The sequence below is a fragment of the Deltaproteobacteria bacterium genome (assembly GCA_020848745.1).
Classification (GTDB): Bacteria; Desulfobacterota; Binatia; order UTPRO1; family UTPRO1; genus UTPRO1.
Window position 1 is genome coordinate 1 of the sequence record JADLHM010000043.1, and the last position, 16,532, is coordinate 16,532.

General features: G+C 68.6%; 19 protein-coding genes and 1 pseudogene. 9 read left to right on the forward strand and 11 right to left on the reverse strand.

Annotation, left to right across the window (positions count from 1 at the left end; translation table 11 throughout):
* The 5 genes and pseudogenes from IT293_05420 to IT293_05440 all read left to right on the forward strand — a co-directional run.
* On the forward strand, positions 1-830 hold an 830-nt coding region (locus IT293_05420; GenBank protein ID MCC6764085.1), incomplete at its 5' end, for a transposase.
* A gap of 299 nt (positions 831-1,129) precedes the next feature.
* Entirely contained in the window at positions 1,130-1,243 is a 114-nt protein-coding gene (locus IT293_05425; GenBank protein MCC6764086.1) for a hypothetical protein, read from the forward strand.
* A 129-nt stretch (positions 1,244-1,372) separates the two neighbouring features.
* Positions 1,373-1,582, forward strand: a complete 210-nt coding sequence (locus IT293_05430; GenBank protein ID MCC6764087.1) for a type II toxin-antitoxin system HicB family antitoxin — start codon at positions 1,373-1,375, stop codon at positions 1,580-1,582.
* A complete protein-coding gene (locus IT293_05435; protein ID MCC6764088.1) occupies positions 1,575-1,799 on the forward strand; it encodes a type II toxin-antitoxin system HicA family toxin in 225 nt (74 codons plus the stop codon). The genes IT293_05430 and IT293_05435 overlap by 8 nt, the downstream gene beginning before the upstream one ends.
* 73 nt (positions 1,800-1,872) lie before the next feature.
* Positions 1,873-2,071 (forward strand): annotated as a pseudogene (locus IT293_05440) (DUF433 domain-containing protein).
* Here the strand turns inward: IT293_05440 and IT293_05445 are convergent.
* From IT293_05445 to IT293_05455, 3 genes are all read right to left on the reverse strand, one after another.
* Positions 2,056-2,283: a type II toxin-antitoxin system MqsA family antitoxin gene (locus tag IT293_05445; protein ID MCC6764089.1), complete on the reverse strand. Its 228-nt coding sequence runs from the start codon at positions 2,281-2,283 to the stop codon at positions 2,056-2,058. The pseudogene IT293_05440 and the gene IT293_05445 overlap by 16 nt on opposite strands.
* Entirely contained in the window at positions 2,280-2,522 is a 243-nt protein-coding gene (locus tag IT293_05450; protein MCC6764090.1) for a DUF4258 domain-containing protein, read from the reverse strand. Before IT293_05450 ends, IT293_05445 begins: the two co-directional genes overlap by 4 nt.
* Before the next feature lie 760 nt (positions 2,523-3,282).
* Complete coding sequence (locus IT293_05455; GenBank protein ID MCC6764091.1) at positions 3,283-3,573, reverse strand: DUF933 domain-containing protein; 291 nt, start codon at positions 3,571-3,573, stop codon at positions 3,283-3,285.
* 175 nt (positions 3,574-3,748) lie between these two features.
* On the opposite strand from IT293_05455, the gene IT293_05460 reads away from it, so the two are divergent.
* A complete protein-coding gene (locus IT293_05460) occupies positions 3,749-4,201 on the forward strand; it encodes a hypothetical protein (protein ID MCC6764092.1) in 453 nt (150 codons plus the stop codon).
* 147 nt (positions 4,202-4,348) lie between these two features.
* Here IT293_05460 and IT293_05465 read toward each other — a convergent pair whose 3' ends face one another.
* Both IT293_05465 and IT293_05470 read right to left on the reverse strand, forming a co-directional pair.
* Positions 4,349-5,386, reverse strand: a complete 1,038-nt coding sequence (locus tag IT293_05465) for a hypothetical protein (protein MCC6764093.1) — start codon at positions 5,384-5,386, stop codon at positions 4,349-4,351.
* A gap of 145 nt (positions 5,387-5,531) precedes the next feature.
* Positions 5,532-6,431 (reverse strand): hypothetical protein, encoded by a 900-nt coding sequence (locus IT293_05470; GenBank protein MCC6764094.1) that lies wholly within the window; start codon positions 6,429-6,431, stop codon positions 5,532-5,534.
* Positions 6,432-7,225: 794 nt separating this feature from the next.
* On the opposite strand from IT293_05470, the gene IT293_05475 reads away from it, so the two are divergent.
* A complete protein-coding gene (locus IT293_05475) occupies positions 7,226-7,477 on the forward strand; it encodes a hypothetical protein (protein ID MCC6764095.1) in 252 nt (83 codons plus the stop codon).
* Positions 7,478-7,896: 419 nt separating this feature from the next.
* On the opposite strand, the gene IT293_05480 is transcribed toward IT293_05475, so the two are convergent.
* The 6 genes from IT293_05480 to IT293_05505 all read right to left on the reverse strand — a co-directional run bounded on the left by IT293_05480 (position 7,897) and on the right by IT293_05505 (position 13,374).
* Positions 7,897-8,661: a transposase family protein gene (locus tag IT293_05480; GenBank protein ID MCC6764096.1), complete on the reverse strand. Its 765-nt coding sequence runs from the start codon at positions 8,659-8,661 to the stop codon at positions 7,897-7,899.
* Between the two features lie 77 nt (positions 8,662-8,738).
* Entirely contained in the window at positions 8,739-10,619 is a 1,881-nt protein-coding gene (locus IT293_05485; GenBank protein ID MCC6764097.1) for a hypothetical protein, read from the reverse strand.
* Positions 10,616-11,728, reverse strand: a complete 1,113-nt coding sequence (locus tag IT293_05490; protein MCC6764098.1) for a hypothetical protein — start codon at positions 11,726-11,728, stop codon at positions 10,616-10,618. Before IT293_05490 ends, IT293_05485 begins: the two co-directional genes overlap by 4 nt.
* Before the next feature lie 94 nt (positions 11,729-11,822).
* Complete coding sequence (locus IT293_05495; GenBank protein ID MCC6764099.1) at positions 11,823-12,155, reverse strand: DUF3106 domain-containing protein; 333 nt, start codon at positions 12,153-12,155, stop codon at positions 11,823-11,825.
* Complete coding sequence (locus IT293_05500) at positions 12,152-12,769, reverse strand: zf-HC2 domain-containing protein (GenBank protein MCC6764100.1); 618 nt, start codon at positions 12,767-12,769, stop codon at positions 12,152-12,154. Before IT293_05500 ends, IT293_05495 begins: the two co-directional genes overlap by 4 nt.
* Positions 12,766-13,374, reverse strand: a complete 609-nt coding sequence (locus IT293_05505; GenBank protein MCC6764101.1) for an RNA polymerase sigma factor — start codon at positions 13,372-13,374, stop codon at positions 12,766-12,768. Before IT293_05505 ends, IT293_05500 begins: the two co-directional genes overlap by 4 nt.
* A gap of 164 nt (positions 13,375-13,538) precedes the next feature.
* Between IT293_05505 and IT293_05510 the strand changes: the two genes are divergently transcribed.
* Positions 13,539-15,125: a PAS domain S-box protein gene (locus IT293_05510; GenBank protein MCC6764102.1), complete on the forward strand. Its 1,587-nt coding sequence runs from the start codon at positions 13,539-13,541 to the stop codon at positions 15,123-15,125.
* Positions 15,122-16,522: a sigma-54-dependent Fis family transcriptional regulator gene (locus IT293_05515; GenBank protein ID MCC6764103.1), complete on the forward strand. Its 1,401-nt coding sequence runs from the start codon at positions 15,122-15,124 to the stop codon at positions 16,520-16,522. The genes IT293_05510 and IT293_05515 overlap by 4 nt, the downstream gene beginning before the upstream one ends.
* Positions 16,523-16,532 lie beyond the last annotated feature (10 nt).

Sequence of the window (16,532 nt, forward strand, 5' to 3'; positions counted from 1 at the left end):
CGACCCTGCTTCGCCGTCATGGCATCCCGCTCGGGAGCGAGGACCCCACCGACGATGCGGTTGCGGAGGAAGATGCCGGGGCACTCGCGGCGCTCGCTGCCGCGAGCGTCACCGGACGGAGCCTCCTCGGCGCGGCGCCCGGGGCGCGTGTCGGGCGGGTCGGACGCACGACGACCGCCCCGCTCGCCAAGGTCGCGTCACCCTGGCACGCCCGCGCCGCCGAGTTCGATCTCCACGGTGGCCGCACCGTCCGCGCCGAGGACCGCCGCGCCCTCGAAAAACTCTGCCACTATCTCCTCCGTTCGCCGCTGGCCCAGGAGCGCGTCGAGCTCCTCCCCGACGGGCGCGTCGGTCTCACGCTCGCGCATCCCTGGGCCGACGGCACGCGCGCCCTGGTCTTCGGTGGCGTGGAATTCCTGGAAAAACTCGCAGTGCTCATCCCCAAGCCCAGAGTCAATTTATTGATCTATCATGGTATTCTCGGCGCCCGGGCGCGCCATCGCGCTGCCGCCATCGCGCAGGCGGTCCCGCTGGAGCCCACGCAGCCGACGCCAGCGCCGCCACTCCCCCCGGTGACGGCCGCCACGCCGCCGAGCCGGCCGTCACGTCGCGGATGGCTCTGGGCCGACTTGATGCGCCGGGTTTTCGAGATCGACGTCCTCGCGTGCGATTGTGGCGCCCGGCTCCGCTTCGTGGCCACCCTCGAAGACCCGGCGGTCGTCCAGCGCATCCTGCGGCACCTCGGTCTCCCGACCGACACGCCGGTCCCCGCGCCTGCTCGCCCACCACCCGCGGTCGGAGACGACCTGGCGTTCGCGTTTCCCGCGTAGCACCCGCCCGGGTGTCAGCGTGCTCCCCGCGGCAATTTGAGATCGCTTCCAGGCGATCGATGCCGCGGTGTATCTTGACCGAGCCGTTCGCAACATGGGATGTGGGACGGCACCACGGCGGAGCGGCAGCACGTTCCATCCGGGCCGCTAATCCGCCCCGTCGTTGGAGAATAGGGGAATAGGGCGAAGTTCGGGAACGGGGCGTAGGTCCGATAATCGCCGATTATGTCGACTCGGCGCTAATAACGACTTCTACCGACTAATAACGACTACCAACTACCAACGCCGCCGCCGAGGGCCTGAACTCGAAGATCCAGTGGATTCGCTACACCGCACGCGGCTACCGCAACCGCGATAACTTTAAGACCGCGATCTACTTTCACTGCGGAAAGCTCGACCTCTACCCACACTGAAGCCGGAAGAACCAATATACAATATAATAAGGTGCAATCCCCGTCGGGGACGTTGCCTCCCATGGCCTGGACGCGGCCTGTACAAGTAGTGGTTGTCGCTCTCGTGGCCACCCTGCTACCGTCGCTCTCATGAAGTTGCCCGTGATCTTGGAACGCGACGAGACCGGCATGATCGTCGCGGAGTGCCCGGCGATCCCCGGTTGTGTCAGCCAGGGACAGACCGAGGATGAGGCGATCGCGAACATCCGGGAGGCCATCATCGGCTGCCTCGAAGTTCGTGCGGAGCAGGGCATGCCCCTGACGGTCCGCACGGTCGAGGTGGACGTCGCCGTTGCCTGAGTTGCCCGTCGTCTCGGGCCAGGAGGCGCGCCGCGCTTTCGAGCGCCTGGGGTGGACGTTTCGCCGGCAAGTCGGCAGCCACATGATCTTGACCAAGCCCGGCAGCATCGCGTCGCGGTCGATTCCGAATCATCGCGAGCTGGCGCCTGGGATGCTGCACAAGCTGATCCATCTCGCCGGGGTGAGTTTCGAGGAGTTCCGCGCGGTGCTCGCCTGACCTTCGATTTCCGTCCCCATCTCCCTGGTTCCAATCCCCCTTGTAGTCGGTGTCCGCTGCTACGAAACCCGATATGGCCTGGCGCGAACGCATCGCCCTCAGTCAGGCCGAACGTGCTGGTCGGGAAGCCCGTCATCAAGGGCACGCGCATCTCCGTGGAGCTGGTGATCGATCTCCTGGCGCGGGGCTGGACCCCTCAGCAGATCGTCGAGCAGTACGACCACATCACGCTCGACGACGTGCAGGCATGCCTCGTCTACGCGGCGAGGTAGTCGCGGACCTCGATCTTCACGCCAGCCTGGGCCGCCGCATCTGCCGTTCGGAGAATCTGTGAAGTAGTCGCCTCGTCGAGGTATTCCTCGCCACAGTTTTCGCAGACCTCGGCCGGAACGCTGCGGACGACGACGGTCGTCTCGCCACGGTCGAGCGAGACCGTGATGCCAGCCCGTCGGGTCCGTCCGTTCTTGCAGATCACGCAGTTCATGAGGGTTTCCGTTTCGTGAAGCCCGCTTCCCAGCGAATCGCGTCGGGCTCGTACACGGTCACGACGATGATCTCCTGGCCGCCGGGGATGTCGGCAGCGACGACGTGGAGCGGCCGATCGCCCCGCCAGCCGAGCACGAGTCGGCTCGGGTAGGGAGTGTCGTCGGGGTACTGCTCGATGACCTGTCCGTCGTCGAGTACATGGCGCACGTCCTCGGGGCTGATCCCCCGCTCGAACATCCGCCTGATCGCGTGGAGGCGAAAGACGAGTCGAGCACCGCTGCCTACCGCAACGACCGTAACGAGTCGATGGTGGCGGTGTCAACGCAGCGAATGACCATGCCTAGATCGCATCGACCGTGGCGCTGTCGTCGTCGTCCTCGTCGTTCGCGAACCCGTTGCCGTGGTCCGAATCGGGGTCCGGCTCGCCGGCGCCCTGCACCTCCGCAACGTTGGAGCACTAGGTCTGGGATCGCGAACTTCGACAGGGACAGGTCGATCACTGGAGAGGCCGTGGAATCGTCATCGTCCTCGGGAAACTCTGATCCGTTGGCGGGCACTGAATCGGTGTCCTCCTGGCCGGCGTTCAGCACCTCGGCCGCGTTGACGAGTGAGCTTGACGAATACCCGAGACCGCGGGCCCGGAGGATGAGCCGTCCGGAGCGCCGGCCGAGCTGGAGTCCATCCTGGATCTGAACGCGCCAGGATGCCGCCAGGGGGCGCCGTGCATCGATCCGATCTTCGGCCCGGTCGGAGACCATCGCGAGGTCGGGGCCGATCCGGTCGATTCGTTCAACTACTGGACGTTGACGACCATCCAACGGCTCACGAATCGAGCGTGGTCGGTGGACTTCTTTTTCGGCCGCGTCGGGGCCGACAATGCATCGGATGACAGCAAGCACGGATTCAACTACGCGCGCGCCGTCCGCGGTGGCTGGTGATCTTCGTCCTCGATCTCGTACCAGCGTCCACGCAATAGAAAAGACCGAGGGCAGCCCGTTCACACGTGAAGCCGGAAATGCAGCACGTCGCCGTCCTGGACGACGTAATCCTTCCCTTCGACACGGAACACGCCCGCTGCGCGGCAGCCGGCATCGCCCTTATGATCGCCGACCCGTATCCGCGGCTCTTCGTGTCGCGCGACCAGGTGAATCAGGGCGCCGCCATCGTGCTCACGACCGTCGGGGTCGCGCGTGAGCTCGGGATTCCCGCGAGCCGCTTCGTGTATCTCCGCGGCTACGCCAAGGTCGCCGACCGGCCGCTGCTCGATCGCTCCGACCTCGGCGCGTATCCAGCGGCCGAGCTCGCGGGGAGAGCCGCGCTACGCGCGGCCGGCATCGGCGTCGGCGACGTCGCGTGCTTCGACCTGTACATCTGCTTCCCGGTCGCGGTGTCGAGCGTCTGCGACGCGCTTGCGATCGCCGAGGACGATCCGCGTGGGCTCACCGTGACAGGCGGGCTTCCGTATTTCGGCGGCCCTGGCAACGACTACGCGCTGCACGCCGTCGCCAGCATGGTCGAGCGGGCGCGGCCGGGATCGTTCGGATTCGTCGGCGCGAACGGCGGCATGCTCTCGAAGTACTCCGCCGGCGTGTACGCGTCGTCGGCGGCGCCGTTCGTGCGCTGCGACAGCGGCCCGCTCCAGGCCGAGCTCGACGCGCGCCCCGCCGTGCCGTTCACGGAGCAGCCGAGGGCGGGCGACCGTCGAGAGCTTCACCGTCGTCTACGGGAAGGAGGGGCGGCCCGCGACCGGCGTCGTCGTCGCCCGACTCGCGGACGGCGCGCGGTGCACGGCGACGACGAGGAAAGACGACGCCGAGACGGTGGCGCGCCTCTGCGGCCACGCCGACCCGCTCGGGGCGATCGTCGAGACGAGCCCGGGCGGCGAGGAGCCGAGCCAGTTCGTGTTCGCGTCGTGAGCCGCTAGCGGCAAGCTCGACGACGAAAAGCGGGCGGTGGCGTCGGAGACCAGCATGACGGCGATCGCGAATCGGGTTCGCCCGAGGTGCGATGCGACCGTGAGGGAGGTCGGGTAGCAAGGCTTGCGCGTGACTCGGAGGCGTCTCCTACGACTGTCCCGCCTCGAGCGATTCCCAGGCCGTTTCCGCCGTACGCGGAAGGTGCGCACGCAGCGCTTTCAGGCCCCGACCGAAGAGGCGTCGCGCCGACTTCGGCAATGCATCGACCGCCTCGCCCAAGGCGCCAGGGAATTGCTCGGTGAGCGCATCGACCAGGACGGCGGCTTGCTGGAGATCCTTACCGGTCTTGGCGCCGGCGGAGCCGCGTAGTTGTGAAACCAAGATCTTGTGGGTCGCGTAGCGTTCCGCTGCTGGAATGCGCACCTCGGCCACGCCGTGCGCGCTGAGGATGGGGACCATCTGAGAAGGACCGAGCAGGTACGCGAGATACGGGAGACCGGTCGCGTGCGCTTGGAGCTCGGGCACCGGGATGACCGGGTACTTCTCGTTCTTCGACGGCACGAGCAAGTCGACGCGAAATCGTGACACCCCGCGCTCTTTGAACGAGACGGCGGGCGCACGGCGATCGAGCTGCGGTACCTCGACGAACTCGACCCCACTCTCGCGAAGCATCCCGAGGAAGCTCGGAACCTCGGGCAGTGCGAGACGCTCGCCGCGGGCGATGTCGACGTCTTCGGTCGCATAGGCGACGGCACGCACACCGAGGGCATTCAGGAGCGCGCCATACGCATGCGTTCCGATGAGGAAGCCGCCGGCTCGGAAGACGCCACGATTGTGCAGGCTCGCGAGCGTGAAGAACGCTTTCTTGTCGACGGTGGCGTAGCCCGAGCGCGCGAGCAGCCGCACACTCGCGATGGCGGCATTGGCCGACGCGATCTGTAGGCGAAGGTTTTGGACACCGGCCGCCGACTCGGAATCATCGGTTTTCCCGACGTACTGTTCCCGCCGCGCGCCGCTCGCATCGGAGTAGCGGCGGACCCAGAAACGCGTCCCCTCGGCATTGGTACGTTCGGCAATCGTCCCGGGTGTGCCGAGAAGCACCACCGGAGTTTCGGATGCCTGACGCGCGAGCTCGCTGAAGACGAGAAACAACGCGCGTTCGTGCGGTTTGGTCAGATGGAACATATCCCACCTCCCATGAGAAGGTGGGATATGTTTTGTCATATCCCACAACGTACGGTCAAGTGGGATACGTCAGATCCCGCGTCTACCGCTTCGTCCCGAAGAGCCCCGCTGTGGCGAACGGTGGCAGGGCTGCTGGTGAGCGACGTCAGAGCCAGCGCACGCAGCCGCTGGCCACGAACCACGGCGGCGGACTGTCGCCCCGGGACCACGTGCCGAGGCTCGTGATCGAACCCGTCGAGGTGGTCGCGAAACCCCAATACGTGTGATCGATGCATCCGGAGGGACAATCCCCGGAGCCTTCGTCGAAGACGTACGTGTATGTGGTGCCCGCGATGGCGGCGCAGACGTCGCTGTGGTCACCGAAGATACTATTCGGTTCGGCCGAGGTCACGTGCGAGAGGCCCGCATACTCGCTCGCGAGCAGCGGCGCGTTCATGCGGTGGCTGAACTCCAACACATAGAAGGAAGGAATGCTCGGACTGATCGACGTGAGCCCATAACGCGTGTTCTGACAAGCCCAGGCGTCGTAGGTGCCGGCGTCGACCATCGCTTTGCCGGCGTCGTCGAACGAGACCAACAGCTCGTTCGCGCGCCAGCTCTCGAAGGCTTCGATTCCCCTCACCTCCGGATAGGCGCTGCGGATGGCCGCCAAGTCGTCGCGAATACGGGTATATACGTCCGGCGCCGCGACGAACGCTCCCGACGCCTCGAGCGCGAGCTGCTCCGCCTCGGCCACGGGATAGGGCGAAAGTGCGAGCGCCGCCGCGCTCGCGAGGCCTTCATAACCCTCGCAACCCGAGACCGAGCTGCGGAGACACTGCTGAAAGCCGTCCGCCACGTTCGCGGCGCACTCGGCGAGGTCGGGCGCGGTCGCGCATCCCGTGAATCCGGACGTGGCGTCGGCGGCGCAAGCCGGACACCGCGCTCGACAGGCGCCCACGGCGGCTGTGCAGGCGTCGCGCGATGCTCGCATGATCGCAAAACAGACGGCGGGGTTGTCGGCCGTATCGGCGCACGACGTGAACGCCGCCTTCGCGGCACGCACGCAGGCGCCCTCCCTGCCGCAGCTCTGACGGCAGCTCGTGACATGGGGCTCTGCGGCAAGCGCGGGGAGAGCCGTCAGCCCGACAGCGAAGCCACACGCGACCAATACTGAGCGAATCCGGGAATCCACGGCGACCTCCTCATTCGTTGCGCATCGATCGGCACAGTCCAGGAGACGCGGTTCGTCGAGTCCGGTAATTCTTCGTTAGAGGCGACATCCTCGCGAGTCAACGAAAAATCGACGGCGGTTCACCGCGGCAGCCGGAGGACGTCCCACAACGCGCTCCGGCGCCGCCGTGCCGCGCGTCGGTTACTGCACGCGCGGCAGGTAGATGCCCGGTGTCGCGAAGATTCTGCGGTTGTCGTCGCGGAGCTCGAGCCCGAGGAGCTCGAGCGCCGTGCACCCCGGAGCGCCGGGGCCCCCGGGCAAACCGTGATATTTGGGACGGGTGGCGCCGCAGGCATACTGATCAATCCAAACCTGGGCGGCGGCATCTTCTCGAAGGGCTCGGCGCGCATCCTCGCCACGTCTAAAGAAGCTCGTGTGCACGGCGGTCCTGGCGGAAACAGGGAACGATCCGCCGACGTCGATGGCCCAGCTCACGATCATCGCCAAGACAACGCAGCAGGCGGCGCACTGAGCAGCAGTCTGAGACGCCGGCGTCGCCGAACGCGCACTGCAGGCGCTCGATCTCAAAGGAGACGAGCCGATCGTAGGTCGCTGTGGCGACGCCGCAAGGGTCGTCCGCGTCCGCGCCGCTTGCGGGGTCAGTGCAGACGGGGCAACGTGGTGGCATGACCCTGCACGTCCTACCGCCCGCACTCCGCCGCCGATCGGATCACGATGCGATCCGCGAGGACATCGCGCCGTATCGCGGAACCTCGGTAGCCGAGCGATCGGAGATCCTCGAGGCGCTCTGTCGCCTTGCTGCAGAGCAGATCGCAGCACGCGCCGACGGCAGGCGCGTCCTGCAACACCAGGACCCGAGATTGCCGGCCCACGAGCAGCTCTGGATCCGACTAGTGACCGCCGCCCCGCTGACATGACGGTTACATCCGCCCCCGAGTTGGCGCGCCGTCTCTCGGACGTCCTCGAGGTGGCCGGAGTTCCGCATGCGATCGGCGGCGCATTGGCGCTCGGTGTCTGGGGGTTTCCACGCGCGACGAACGACGTCGACCTCGACATCTTCGTTGGACCCGACGAGTTGGCGTCCGTACTGGAGGTCCTGTTGCACGGCGGGTTCACGGTCGACGTCGACGCCGCCCTCGAAAGCGCCCGAACACGGGGAGACTTCAAGCTCTGGTGGCAGGAGATGCGGATCGACGTATTCGTCGCCAGCCTCCCCTTCTACGACAGCGTCCGTCAGCGCATACGGCGAGCGCCGCTCGGCGGCCGTCCGGCGTGGTTTATCTCCCCGGAGGACCTTGCCGTCTTCAAGATGCTGTTCTTCCGGACCAAGGACATCCTAGACCTCGAACGCCTGATCGCTTTCATGGGCGCCTCGTTCGATCGGGTGTACGTCAGAGACCGGTTGATCGAGCTCGTGGGTCTCGACGACGAGCGGATCGCGCGATGGGAGAGGATTCTCGGCGACGTCCGCGAATAGTCTATCGACACGGTTCCCCCGCGGGAGAGCCCGACCGCATCGGCGCCCGTAACTTCGGACTAGAGCCGGCTCTGCACGCGCGGCGGGGAGGCTGGTGGTATCGGTGGCACAGGAGGGAGGGATGCGCCAGGGGAGCGAGTGCTTCGGCCAGAAACTCCGCCGCGCGCAGCGCCACCATGGCTCCCGGCGAGAGCATGGGATCGACGAAGCCGAAGGCGTCGCCGACCGCGACCCAGGTCGATAGGCGTTTTTAGCGCCGTTTTCGTCGAAGGTTCGCCGTACGGCGGGTGACACAATCCCCAAAGTCGGACGTTGTCCTGAACTGCTGTTCGTCACAGCCCAGGGTACGGGGCTCTGCAACACCCCGTGCGTCGGGCAGTCGATGAGGGGCACGCGCGCATGGAGCCGGGTCTGGAGCTGACACGTGTCGAGGTGCCGCCACTCGCGCTCGCGGTGATCGTAGATCGTCTGCGTGCTGTGGCACTCGGGGCGCGTCGCCGGCGCATCGGAGGCGCGCTGCGGCCACACGTGCACCGCGTCCCTGGCGACGTTGAGCTCGACTCGCTCCACACTCCACGGCGCCGTCAGCCCCAAGATCCTCGCGTAAAACTCGTGGTCCCGCATCGTCCGCCTCGGCGCCAGGCTTGACCGCGACGACGAACTCCGTCCGTCCCGAGTCGGTGACCTCCCGCGGTCGGTCGCTACTGTGTCGTCGGACGCACCCAGAGCGTGCAGGGCAGCGGAGGCCGGCAGAAGTCGACATCCGATTTGCCCTCCTCCCCGATCGTGTGCGACGCGACGCCGGCGACGTTGGTCGCGATCCAGTGGGCGATCGAGGAGTAGCGCTGGCCGAACGTCGGGTCGTACGTGACGTCATCCATTTCGAGGAGCGTGAACTCGCCGAGCCTGTAGATGAGCGGGGGCTCCGACGTGTTCTGCGCGATCGGCTCGGTCGCCGCGACCTGTTCGACCGTGCCGAACGGAGAGCCGAGGGCCGCGAGCGCGAGCCCGGGAATCGGCGGGAAGCTCACCATGTGGCTGTAGCCGAGCGGCGCATGGAGGCGCGCGAGCGCCTCCGGCGTCAGGATCGACGCAAGCGCGCCGAACCTCCACGACTGCGGGCGGATGAGCATGAAGGTCGCGGTCCGCGGCAGCCTCGCGGCGAGAGCCCTCCAGGCGGACGTGTCGTCGAGGTCCACGCTCTCGGACTTCGTGCCGAGCAACCCCCACGTGGCTTCGAGGAGCCGGACGAAGGCGTCGCAGCGCGCCACGCCCGCGCCCTCGAAGCGGACCGGCTCGCTGAGTGCTTCCTCCTCGTGCGTCCCCCCCTCACACTCGAAACGGTGGCGTCCGCCGCGGTCGTTGGGAAAGCCGAACGCGAGGAGGTCGGAGAGCATCCAGTCGCGGTAGTAGCGGAGCCGCGTGCCCGACTGTAGCGTGCCGGTGCTTGGATTGAGCCGTGTGCGCGTGAATTCCAGGCTCATGAACGCCGACCAGACCCGCTCGTCGAGCGCGACCGCGCTCGTGGCCCTCACCCCGTCAGGCATGGCAAAGGCGAAGAGCGACACGAAGGGAATCAGGGTAGACCTCGTCGGACGCGCCGGCGTGACGAAGACGATCTGCGCGGTCTCGCCGGCGTCGAGGCTCGCGCTCTGGTCGTCCCCATATTCGATGGTGGCGTGCCATTCGACGCGAAGATCGTGGCGTCCATAGACGTCCGGGAAGGTCTCGCGGTTCTCGCCAACGACGAGGGTCGCGACCCATTCGTCAGTGAATTGCTCCGTGGCATCGCGAAGCTCGAGATGGAAGGTCTGGTCGCCGATGGTCACGACCCCACCGATCCGCACCGCCGAGACGCCCTCGGCGGCGAGGGCCGGCGGCACCTTGACGCGCACGCCGTCGAAGATGATGGACTCGCCGCCGACGACGGTCACCGGCCATTTGAGCTCCGTTTTGCCATCGAGACCCGCGGTACCGCCGGTCTCGCTGGCACAGTCACGCCACTGCCACAGCGGACCGACGGTCTCGCTGTCGCATTGGTCGGGGTGGTAGTCCGCGAGCTCCTGTTTCGGAACCGGACAGGGCACCCCCTGCTCGCTGCCCTCCTCGCAATCGCGGACGAGCGGCGTCGCTAGCAGGGCGACCGCGTTCACGAGGCGGCCCGTCGGGTTGATCTCGACCGTGACGGTCACGTGGGTGCCGACGCCGATGCAGACGGTGAGGTCGGCGACCTCGTCCGCGGCGACGACACCGGTGGTCGTGTTGCTAGGATCGCTGCTGCTGAAGTCGGCCGTCACGCCTGCGAAGACGGCATCGCCGAGCGGGGTGTCGGGAGGGAGGTTCGGATCGAAGCCCGAGATCCTGGCCGTGATCCGGACCACGTCGCCGGCCTGCACCGGATGGCTCCGCAACAGCTCGGGGCCGCCCTCGCAATCGCCAGCGTTGTCGACGGTCGCGGAAAAGCTTTCCGTAATCGACGTCGGCGGCGAAAGCGCGGCGGCCGAAGGCGGCGCGCCGAGCAGCGTGCATCCGAGCCCGGCGAGCGCCGCCAGGAGCCGCAGCGCGTGGCGCGGAGCGGTCACGGCGTCACCGTGTTGGCGCCGCCGCCGAGGTCGATCTTCTGCTCGCCCCCGAAGACCGGCGCGTTCAGGAAGCGTAGCTCGTCGTCCCCCGCCCCGGCCGTCACCGCGAGCGACCCGGTAATGGTGCCGGCGTCGACGGTGATCGCGTTGGCGCCGGCGCCGGCCGCGAGCTTCGCCGCGCCGTTCACCGTCGCGCCCTGAAGCGTCAGGATGTCGGGGCCCTTCTTGGCCCTCACGCCGAGCGGGCCGAGCGTGCTGCCGTTCCGGATCTCGAGCTGGTTCGCGCCGTCCCCGAGGTCCGCCGTCGCGGCGCCGCCGGCGGTGACGGCGTCGAGGGTCAGCACATCCGCACCCGCGCCGCCCTTGTACGCGAGCTTGCCGACGGCCGTCAGCGCCTGCATCGTTACGTCGTTCGTGCCGGCGCCCGTCTTGACCGCGAGGCCCGCGCCGACGGTGGCCGTGTTGACGACGATCCGGTCGTCGCCCGCGCCGCTCGCGCAGATGAGCCCGCCACCGACGGTGAGCGCGGTCGCGAACGCGGCGTTACCGTCGCCACCGCCGTCGAGTGCCAGCGCCTTCGTGGTTTCGACGGCGGTCACCATGAGGGTGTCGATGCCGGCGCCGCCCACGATCTTGCCGCTCTCGACCATCGCACCCGCGATCGTGACGAAGTCGTCGCCGGCGCCGGTATCGATGCCCGCCGCGCGCGCCGCGGTGAGCGCGCCGATCACGACCGCGTCGCTCCCCGCCCCCGCCTTGACGGCGAGCTTGCCGGTGAACGTGGCCGTGCCGCCGAGAACCGCGTTCGCGCCGGCGCCGAGGTCGATCTTGGCGGCGCCGTCGACAGTCACGCTCGTGAAGCTCACCGCGTCCCCGCCGGCCCCGCCCTTGTAGGCGAGGGCGCCTGTGACCGTCGTCTCGTCGAGGGCGAGCGCGTTCTCGCCCGCACCGAGATCCGCCTTGACGCCACCGCCGATCGTCGTCGCCTCGACTATCACGACGTCGGCGCCGGCCGCGCCCTTCGCGACGAGCTTCCCGGGAACCGTCGCCGACCCGAGCGTCGTCCGGTTGCTCCCCGTGCCGAGCGCGAGCACGAGGTCCTTGGTCACGCCGTCAAAGACGCGCGCGGTCGCGGCGCCGTCGAGCGTCGTCGGTGCGACCGGCGTGACCTCGAGCGTTGGCGGAAGGTTAGCATCCGACGTATCAGTCGCGGCGCTTGCGCCGGTCCTCGGAGCGTCGCCGCAGGTCCTGCCGCTGCGCCGGCGGCATCTCTCGATATTCCCGGTAGTTCGAGCGCAGGCGCTCCTTCTCCTGCGACGGGAGCTGCTGCCAGCGATCGTAGTTGCGCTCGATCTGGCGCTGCTGGTCGGGCGGCATCTTCTGGAAGCGCTCGTAGTTGCGGTAGGCCTCGCCGCGCTCTTGCGGCGACATCTCCTGCCAGCTCTGGGCGACGCGCTCACCGCCGCGCGCTGGCGCCGCCATCACGACGAGCGCGGCGCACGTGGCCGCGAGCGCGACGGCCGTGCGCGCGCTCACCCGGCACCGCCGTCGCCACCCTCGCGCTGCTCGCGCAGCGAGCCGAGATACTCGAGGGTCTCGAGCCGGCGGACCACCGGGAGCCTCAGGAAGAGCTCGGGATGCTCGCGGAGCTCCGGCGGCAGGTCCTCGAGACGGAGCTGGTCGACGTCCGCGACCTGCCCGGCGTCGGGGCTCGTGTGCGGCGGCGCCGCCGCCACGGCCACGGGCGCCGCCTTCGCGTCGCGCGGCGGCGCGGCGGCGCTCCGGTCGCGCGGCGCGGCGGGCGCGGGCGGCGCGGCGGTGAACGAGCGCAGCGCGAGGGTCAAGACCGCGGCGGCCGCGAGCGCGGGCACGATCCAGCGGAGCGCGCGGGCACCGCCCCGCCGGGCCGCGAGCGGCGTCGGCTCGGCGGCGAGGCGGCGTGCGAAGTCGGTCGCGAAGGCCGGGCCCGGCTCGAGACGCGGGAGGTCGGCGAGCCACCCCTGGAGCGTCGTCAGGCGCTCCAGCTCGCGCCGGCACGTCGGGCAGCCCGCCAGATGGTCCGCGATGGGACGGCGGGCGGCGTCGGCGAGCTCGCCGTCGAGATAGGCGACGAGCTCGGGGCTCGTGCGTTCGCAGGCGGAGTCGCTCACAGGAACTCGGCCAGCTCCTTTCGCATGGTCGCGGTCGCGCGGAACACCAGGCTCTTGACGGCGCTCTCCGTGGTTTCGAGCGCCTCGGCGACCTCCAGGTACGACAGGCCGTCGACCCGGCTCATGAGGAGCGCGGCGCGCTGATTCGGGGGCAACGCCTCGAGCACTTCGTGGATCTTAGCTTCGAGCTGTCGACCGGCCAAGGCGCCGTCCCCGGCGACGGCGGTCGGATCGGGGAACGCGATCTCGCTGCGCTTCCGCTCGTCGTCGGGCGTGTGCTCGAGGGGACGGCGCGGATGGCGGTGCTCCGGCCGGCGCACTTCGTTCAGGCAGGCGTTGGTCGCGATGCGGTAGAGCCAGGTCGTGAACTTCGCCGTCGGCTCGTAGCGGCCGGCGGCCCGATAGAGCTGCAGGAACACGTCCTGCGCGATTTCTTCCGCCCGCTGGCGGCTTCCCACGAAATGAAACGCGAAGTTCACGATCGACCGACTGTGCTTGTCGAACAGCTCGCGGAAGGCCTCCGCATCGCCCGCCCGGACGCGCAACATCCGTTGCACGTCCGGATCGGACGCGGGGTCGGCGAGCGTCACGTCGTCTCGCTTCAAAGCTCGACGTCTCCGCGAGTTGCGCGATCGGGGCCGGGCGGCACGGGAACCTCCTATAGAGGATGGCGCCCGCCCACGCACCTGATCGAGAGCCCTGCGGGGGCACGCTGGCACGAGGGGGGCCGACTTGGTACAGACTCGGCGGTTCGTCCGGCCACGACCGAATGAGTGCAGAAGGGCACGACGACGCTCTCGACGAGCACCTCCGGCGCATCGAAGGATACATGCGGGGGTGCTCGCTGCTGCGTTTCCCGCGCACCCGGAGCTCCCTCCGCGACGAGCTGGCGCGGGTGCTCGACGAGACCATGTCCGACGTCGTAGCGGGCTGGGTGGCCCACATCGGGCCCGCGTTCGGCATCCCGCAGACGCGCTGGCCCGCGCTCTCGGAGGACATCGAGATCGCCCTCCGGCGCTGGGTGCGGCACATCGCCGACCCCGAGGACTGCGGCACCTACGTCTACCTGCGGAGCCACGCGAGCCGGGGCTTCATCTCCAAGTTCCCGCCGTCACGCTTCCTTTCGGGGCAGATGAAGGCGTTCCAGCTGATGGGAAACGCCGTCCGCCGGCGGTATGCCGACGACCGGCCGCGGCGGGCCGAGCTGCTCGCACTCCTCGCCCAGGAGTTCGAGGAGCGCCTCCTGCACATCACCGACTTCTTCGTGGAGGCGCGCGAGGAGCAGCTGCGCGAGCAGGAGGCGACGTACCGCCGCTCGATCGACAGCGCTCCGGCGGCGATCTTCAGGATCGATTGGAACACCGGCGCGGTCCTGGCGGCGAACCACGTCGCCGAGCAGAGCCTGGAGTACGCCTCCGAGGAGCTCCGCGGCATGACCACGTGGGACCTGCATCCGCCCGACGAGCGCTCGGCGGCGCTCGCCCTCTGGGAGCAGACGCGCGCCGAGGGCAACGCGAATCGCGACGACCTCCACCACCGCGCCAAGAGCGGCACGATCATCCCGGTCTTCATCAACTCCGGCGTCATCGAGTACGGCGAGCAGCGCTTCATCCAGCAGATCTGCGTCGACATGTCGGACCGCCAGCGCCTCGAGGAACAGTTGATCCAGTCGGAGAAGATGGCCGCGATCGGGCAGCTCGCCGCCGGCATCGCTCACGAGATCCGCAATCCCCTCGCGATCATCATGAACGCGCTCTACGATCTCGCGGAGATCGTCGACAAGAACAACCCCGAAGTGCGCGAGGACCTGCGGATCGCGAAGGAGGAGATGGATCGCGTGCAGACGATCATCAACAGCCTGCTCGAGTTTTCGCGCGACTCGCGGGCGGTGATCGAGCTCGTCGACGCGAACGATCTCCTTCGCAAGACGCTGCTCCTGATGAACAAGTACCTCCAGAACAGCGACGTGCGGGTGGTGACGGACTTCGGCGACATCGGACCCTGCGCGGCGAACCAGAACGCGCTCCGCCAGATCTTCCTGAACCTCATCACCAACGCGGTGCAGGCGATGCCGCACGGCGGGGAGCTCAGCATCCGGACCTCGCTCTCTCCCGACCGGCGGGTGCGGGTCGAGTTCACCGACACCGGCATCGGCATCCCGTCGGATCAGCTGAGCGACATCTTCAATCCGTTCTTCACGACCAAGTCGCCCGGACAGGGCACGGGCCTCGGACTCTCGGTGGTCCACTCGGTCGTGCGCCGCTACCACGGCGAGATCAGCGTCCGCAGCACGCCCAACGTGGGCACGACCTTCGTGATCGAGCTGGCGACGGGGCGGAGCGAGGCGACGGCATGAGCGCGGCGGCTGCGGAGGGGGCGCGCGTCCTGCTCGTCGAGGACGAGCCGAACATGGCGCGTACGCTCGCGAAGATCCTCGAGCGCAAAGGGTACGACGTCGCGACCATGGCGAACGGCCGGGAGGCGCTCGGCGCCGTCGCCGAGCGCGCGTTCGACGTCGTGGTGACCGACCTGAACATGCCGGTGATGGACGGCATGGCGTTGCTGCGCCGCCTGCAGCCCGATCCACCGCCGCCGCCCGGGGAGCGCCGGCTCCTGTCACCCCCGACGATCGTGCTGACGGGCCACGGCAGCACGCAAGCGGCCGTCGAGGCCATGAAGCTCGGCGCCTGGGACTACCTCGTGAAGCCGTGCAACCCCGACGAGCTCCTGATGACGATCGAGCAGGTGCTCAGGGTCGCGAGCCTCGAGCGCGAGAACCGCCGTCTCCGGGAGGTGATCGAGCGCTCGCAGGGCTTCGGCGAGATCATCGGCCAGAGCGTCGCGATGCGGGGGCTCTACCAGGCGATCGACGCGCTCGCCCAGAACACGACCACCGTGCTCATCACGGGCGAGAGCGGCACCGGGAAGGAGCTCGTGGCGCGCAGCATCCACCAGCGGAGCGCGCGCGCCGAGCGTCCGTTCGTGGCGCTCAATTGCGGCGCGGTGTCCGACACGCTGCTCGACAGCCAGCTCTTCGGCCACCGGCGCGGCGCGTTCACGGGCGCCGTCGCCGATCACGAGGGCGTCTTCCAGGCCGCGCACGGGGGTACGCTCTTCCTCGACGAGATCGCCGACATTCCGGCCGCGTTGCAGGTGAAGTTCCTGCGCGCCATCCAGGAGCGCGAGGTGACGCCGCTCGGCACGACGCGCCCGCTCAAGATCGACGTGCGTCTGATCGCCGCCACCAATCGCGACCTCGTGGCCGAGGTTCAGGCCGGGGCCTTCCGCTCCGACCTCTACTACCGATTGAACGTGGTCCATCTGCCGCTGCCGCCGCTGCGCGAGCGCCGGGAGGACGTCGCGCTCCTGGCGCGCCACTTCGTGGAGCGCTACGCGCGGCAATTCAATGTCGCCCCGAAGGCGATCCAGCCGGCGGCGCTCGCGCTCCTCGAGCGGTACGACTGGCCGGGCAACATCCGCGAGCTCGAGAACGTGATCGAGCGCTGCTTCGCGCTCGCGCCGAGCGACGACATCACGCCCGCGAGCCTCGGCCACCTCGTCGCCGCGCCGCCCGCACCGAGCGGGGACGGGCTCGACTTCGGGAGCGCGGTGCCGTCGCTCGAGGCGACCGAGCGCCAGCTGATCGCGGCGGCGCTCCGGCAGGCGAAGGGCAACAAGAACCGGACGGCGCGCCTGCTCGGGATCGACCGCCAGAGGCTCTACCGGAAGATCGAGAAGTACGGGTTGGACTGACTCAGGGGTG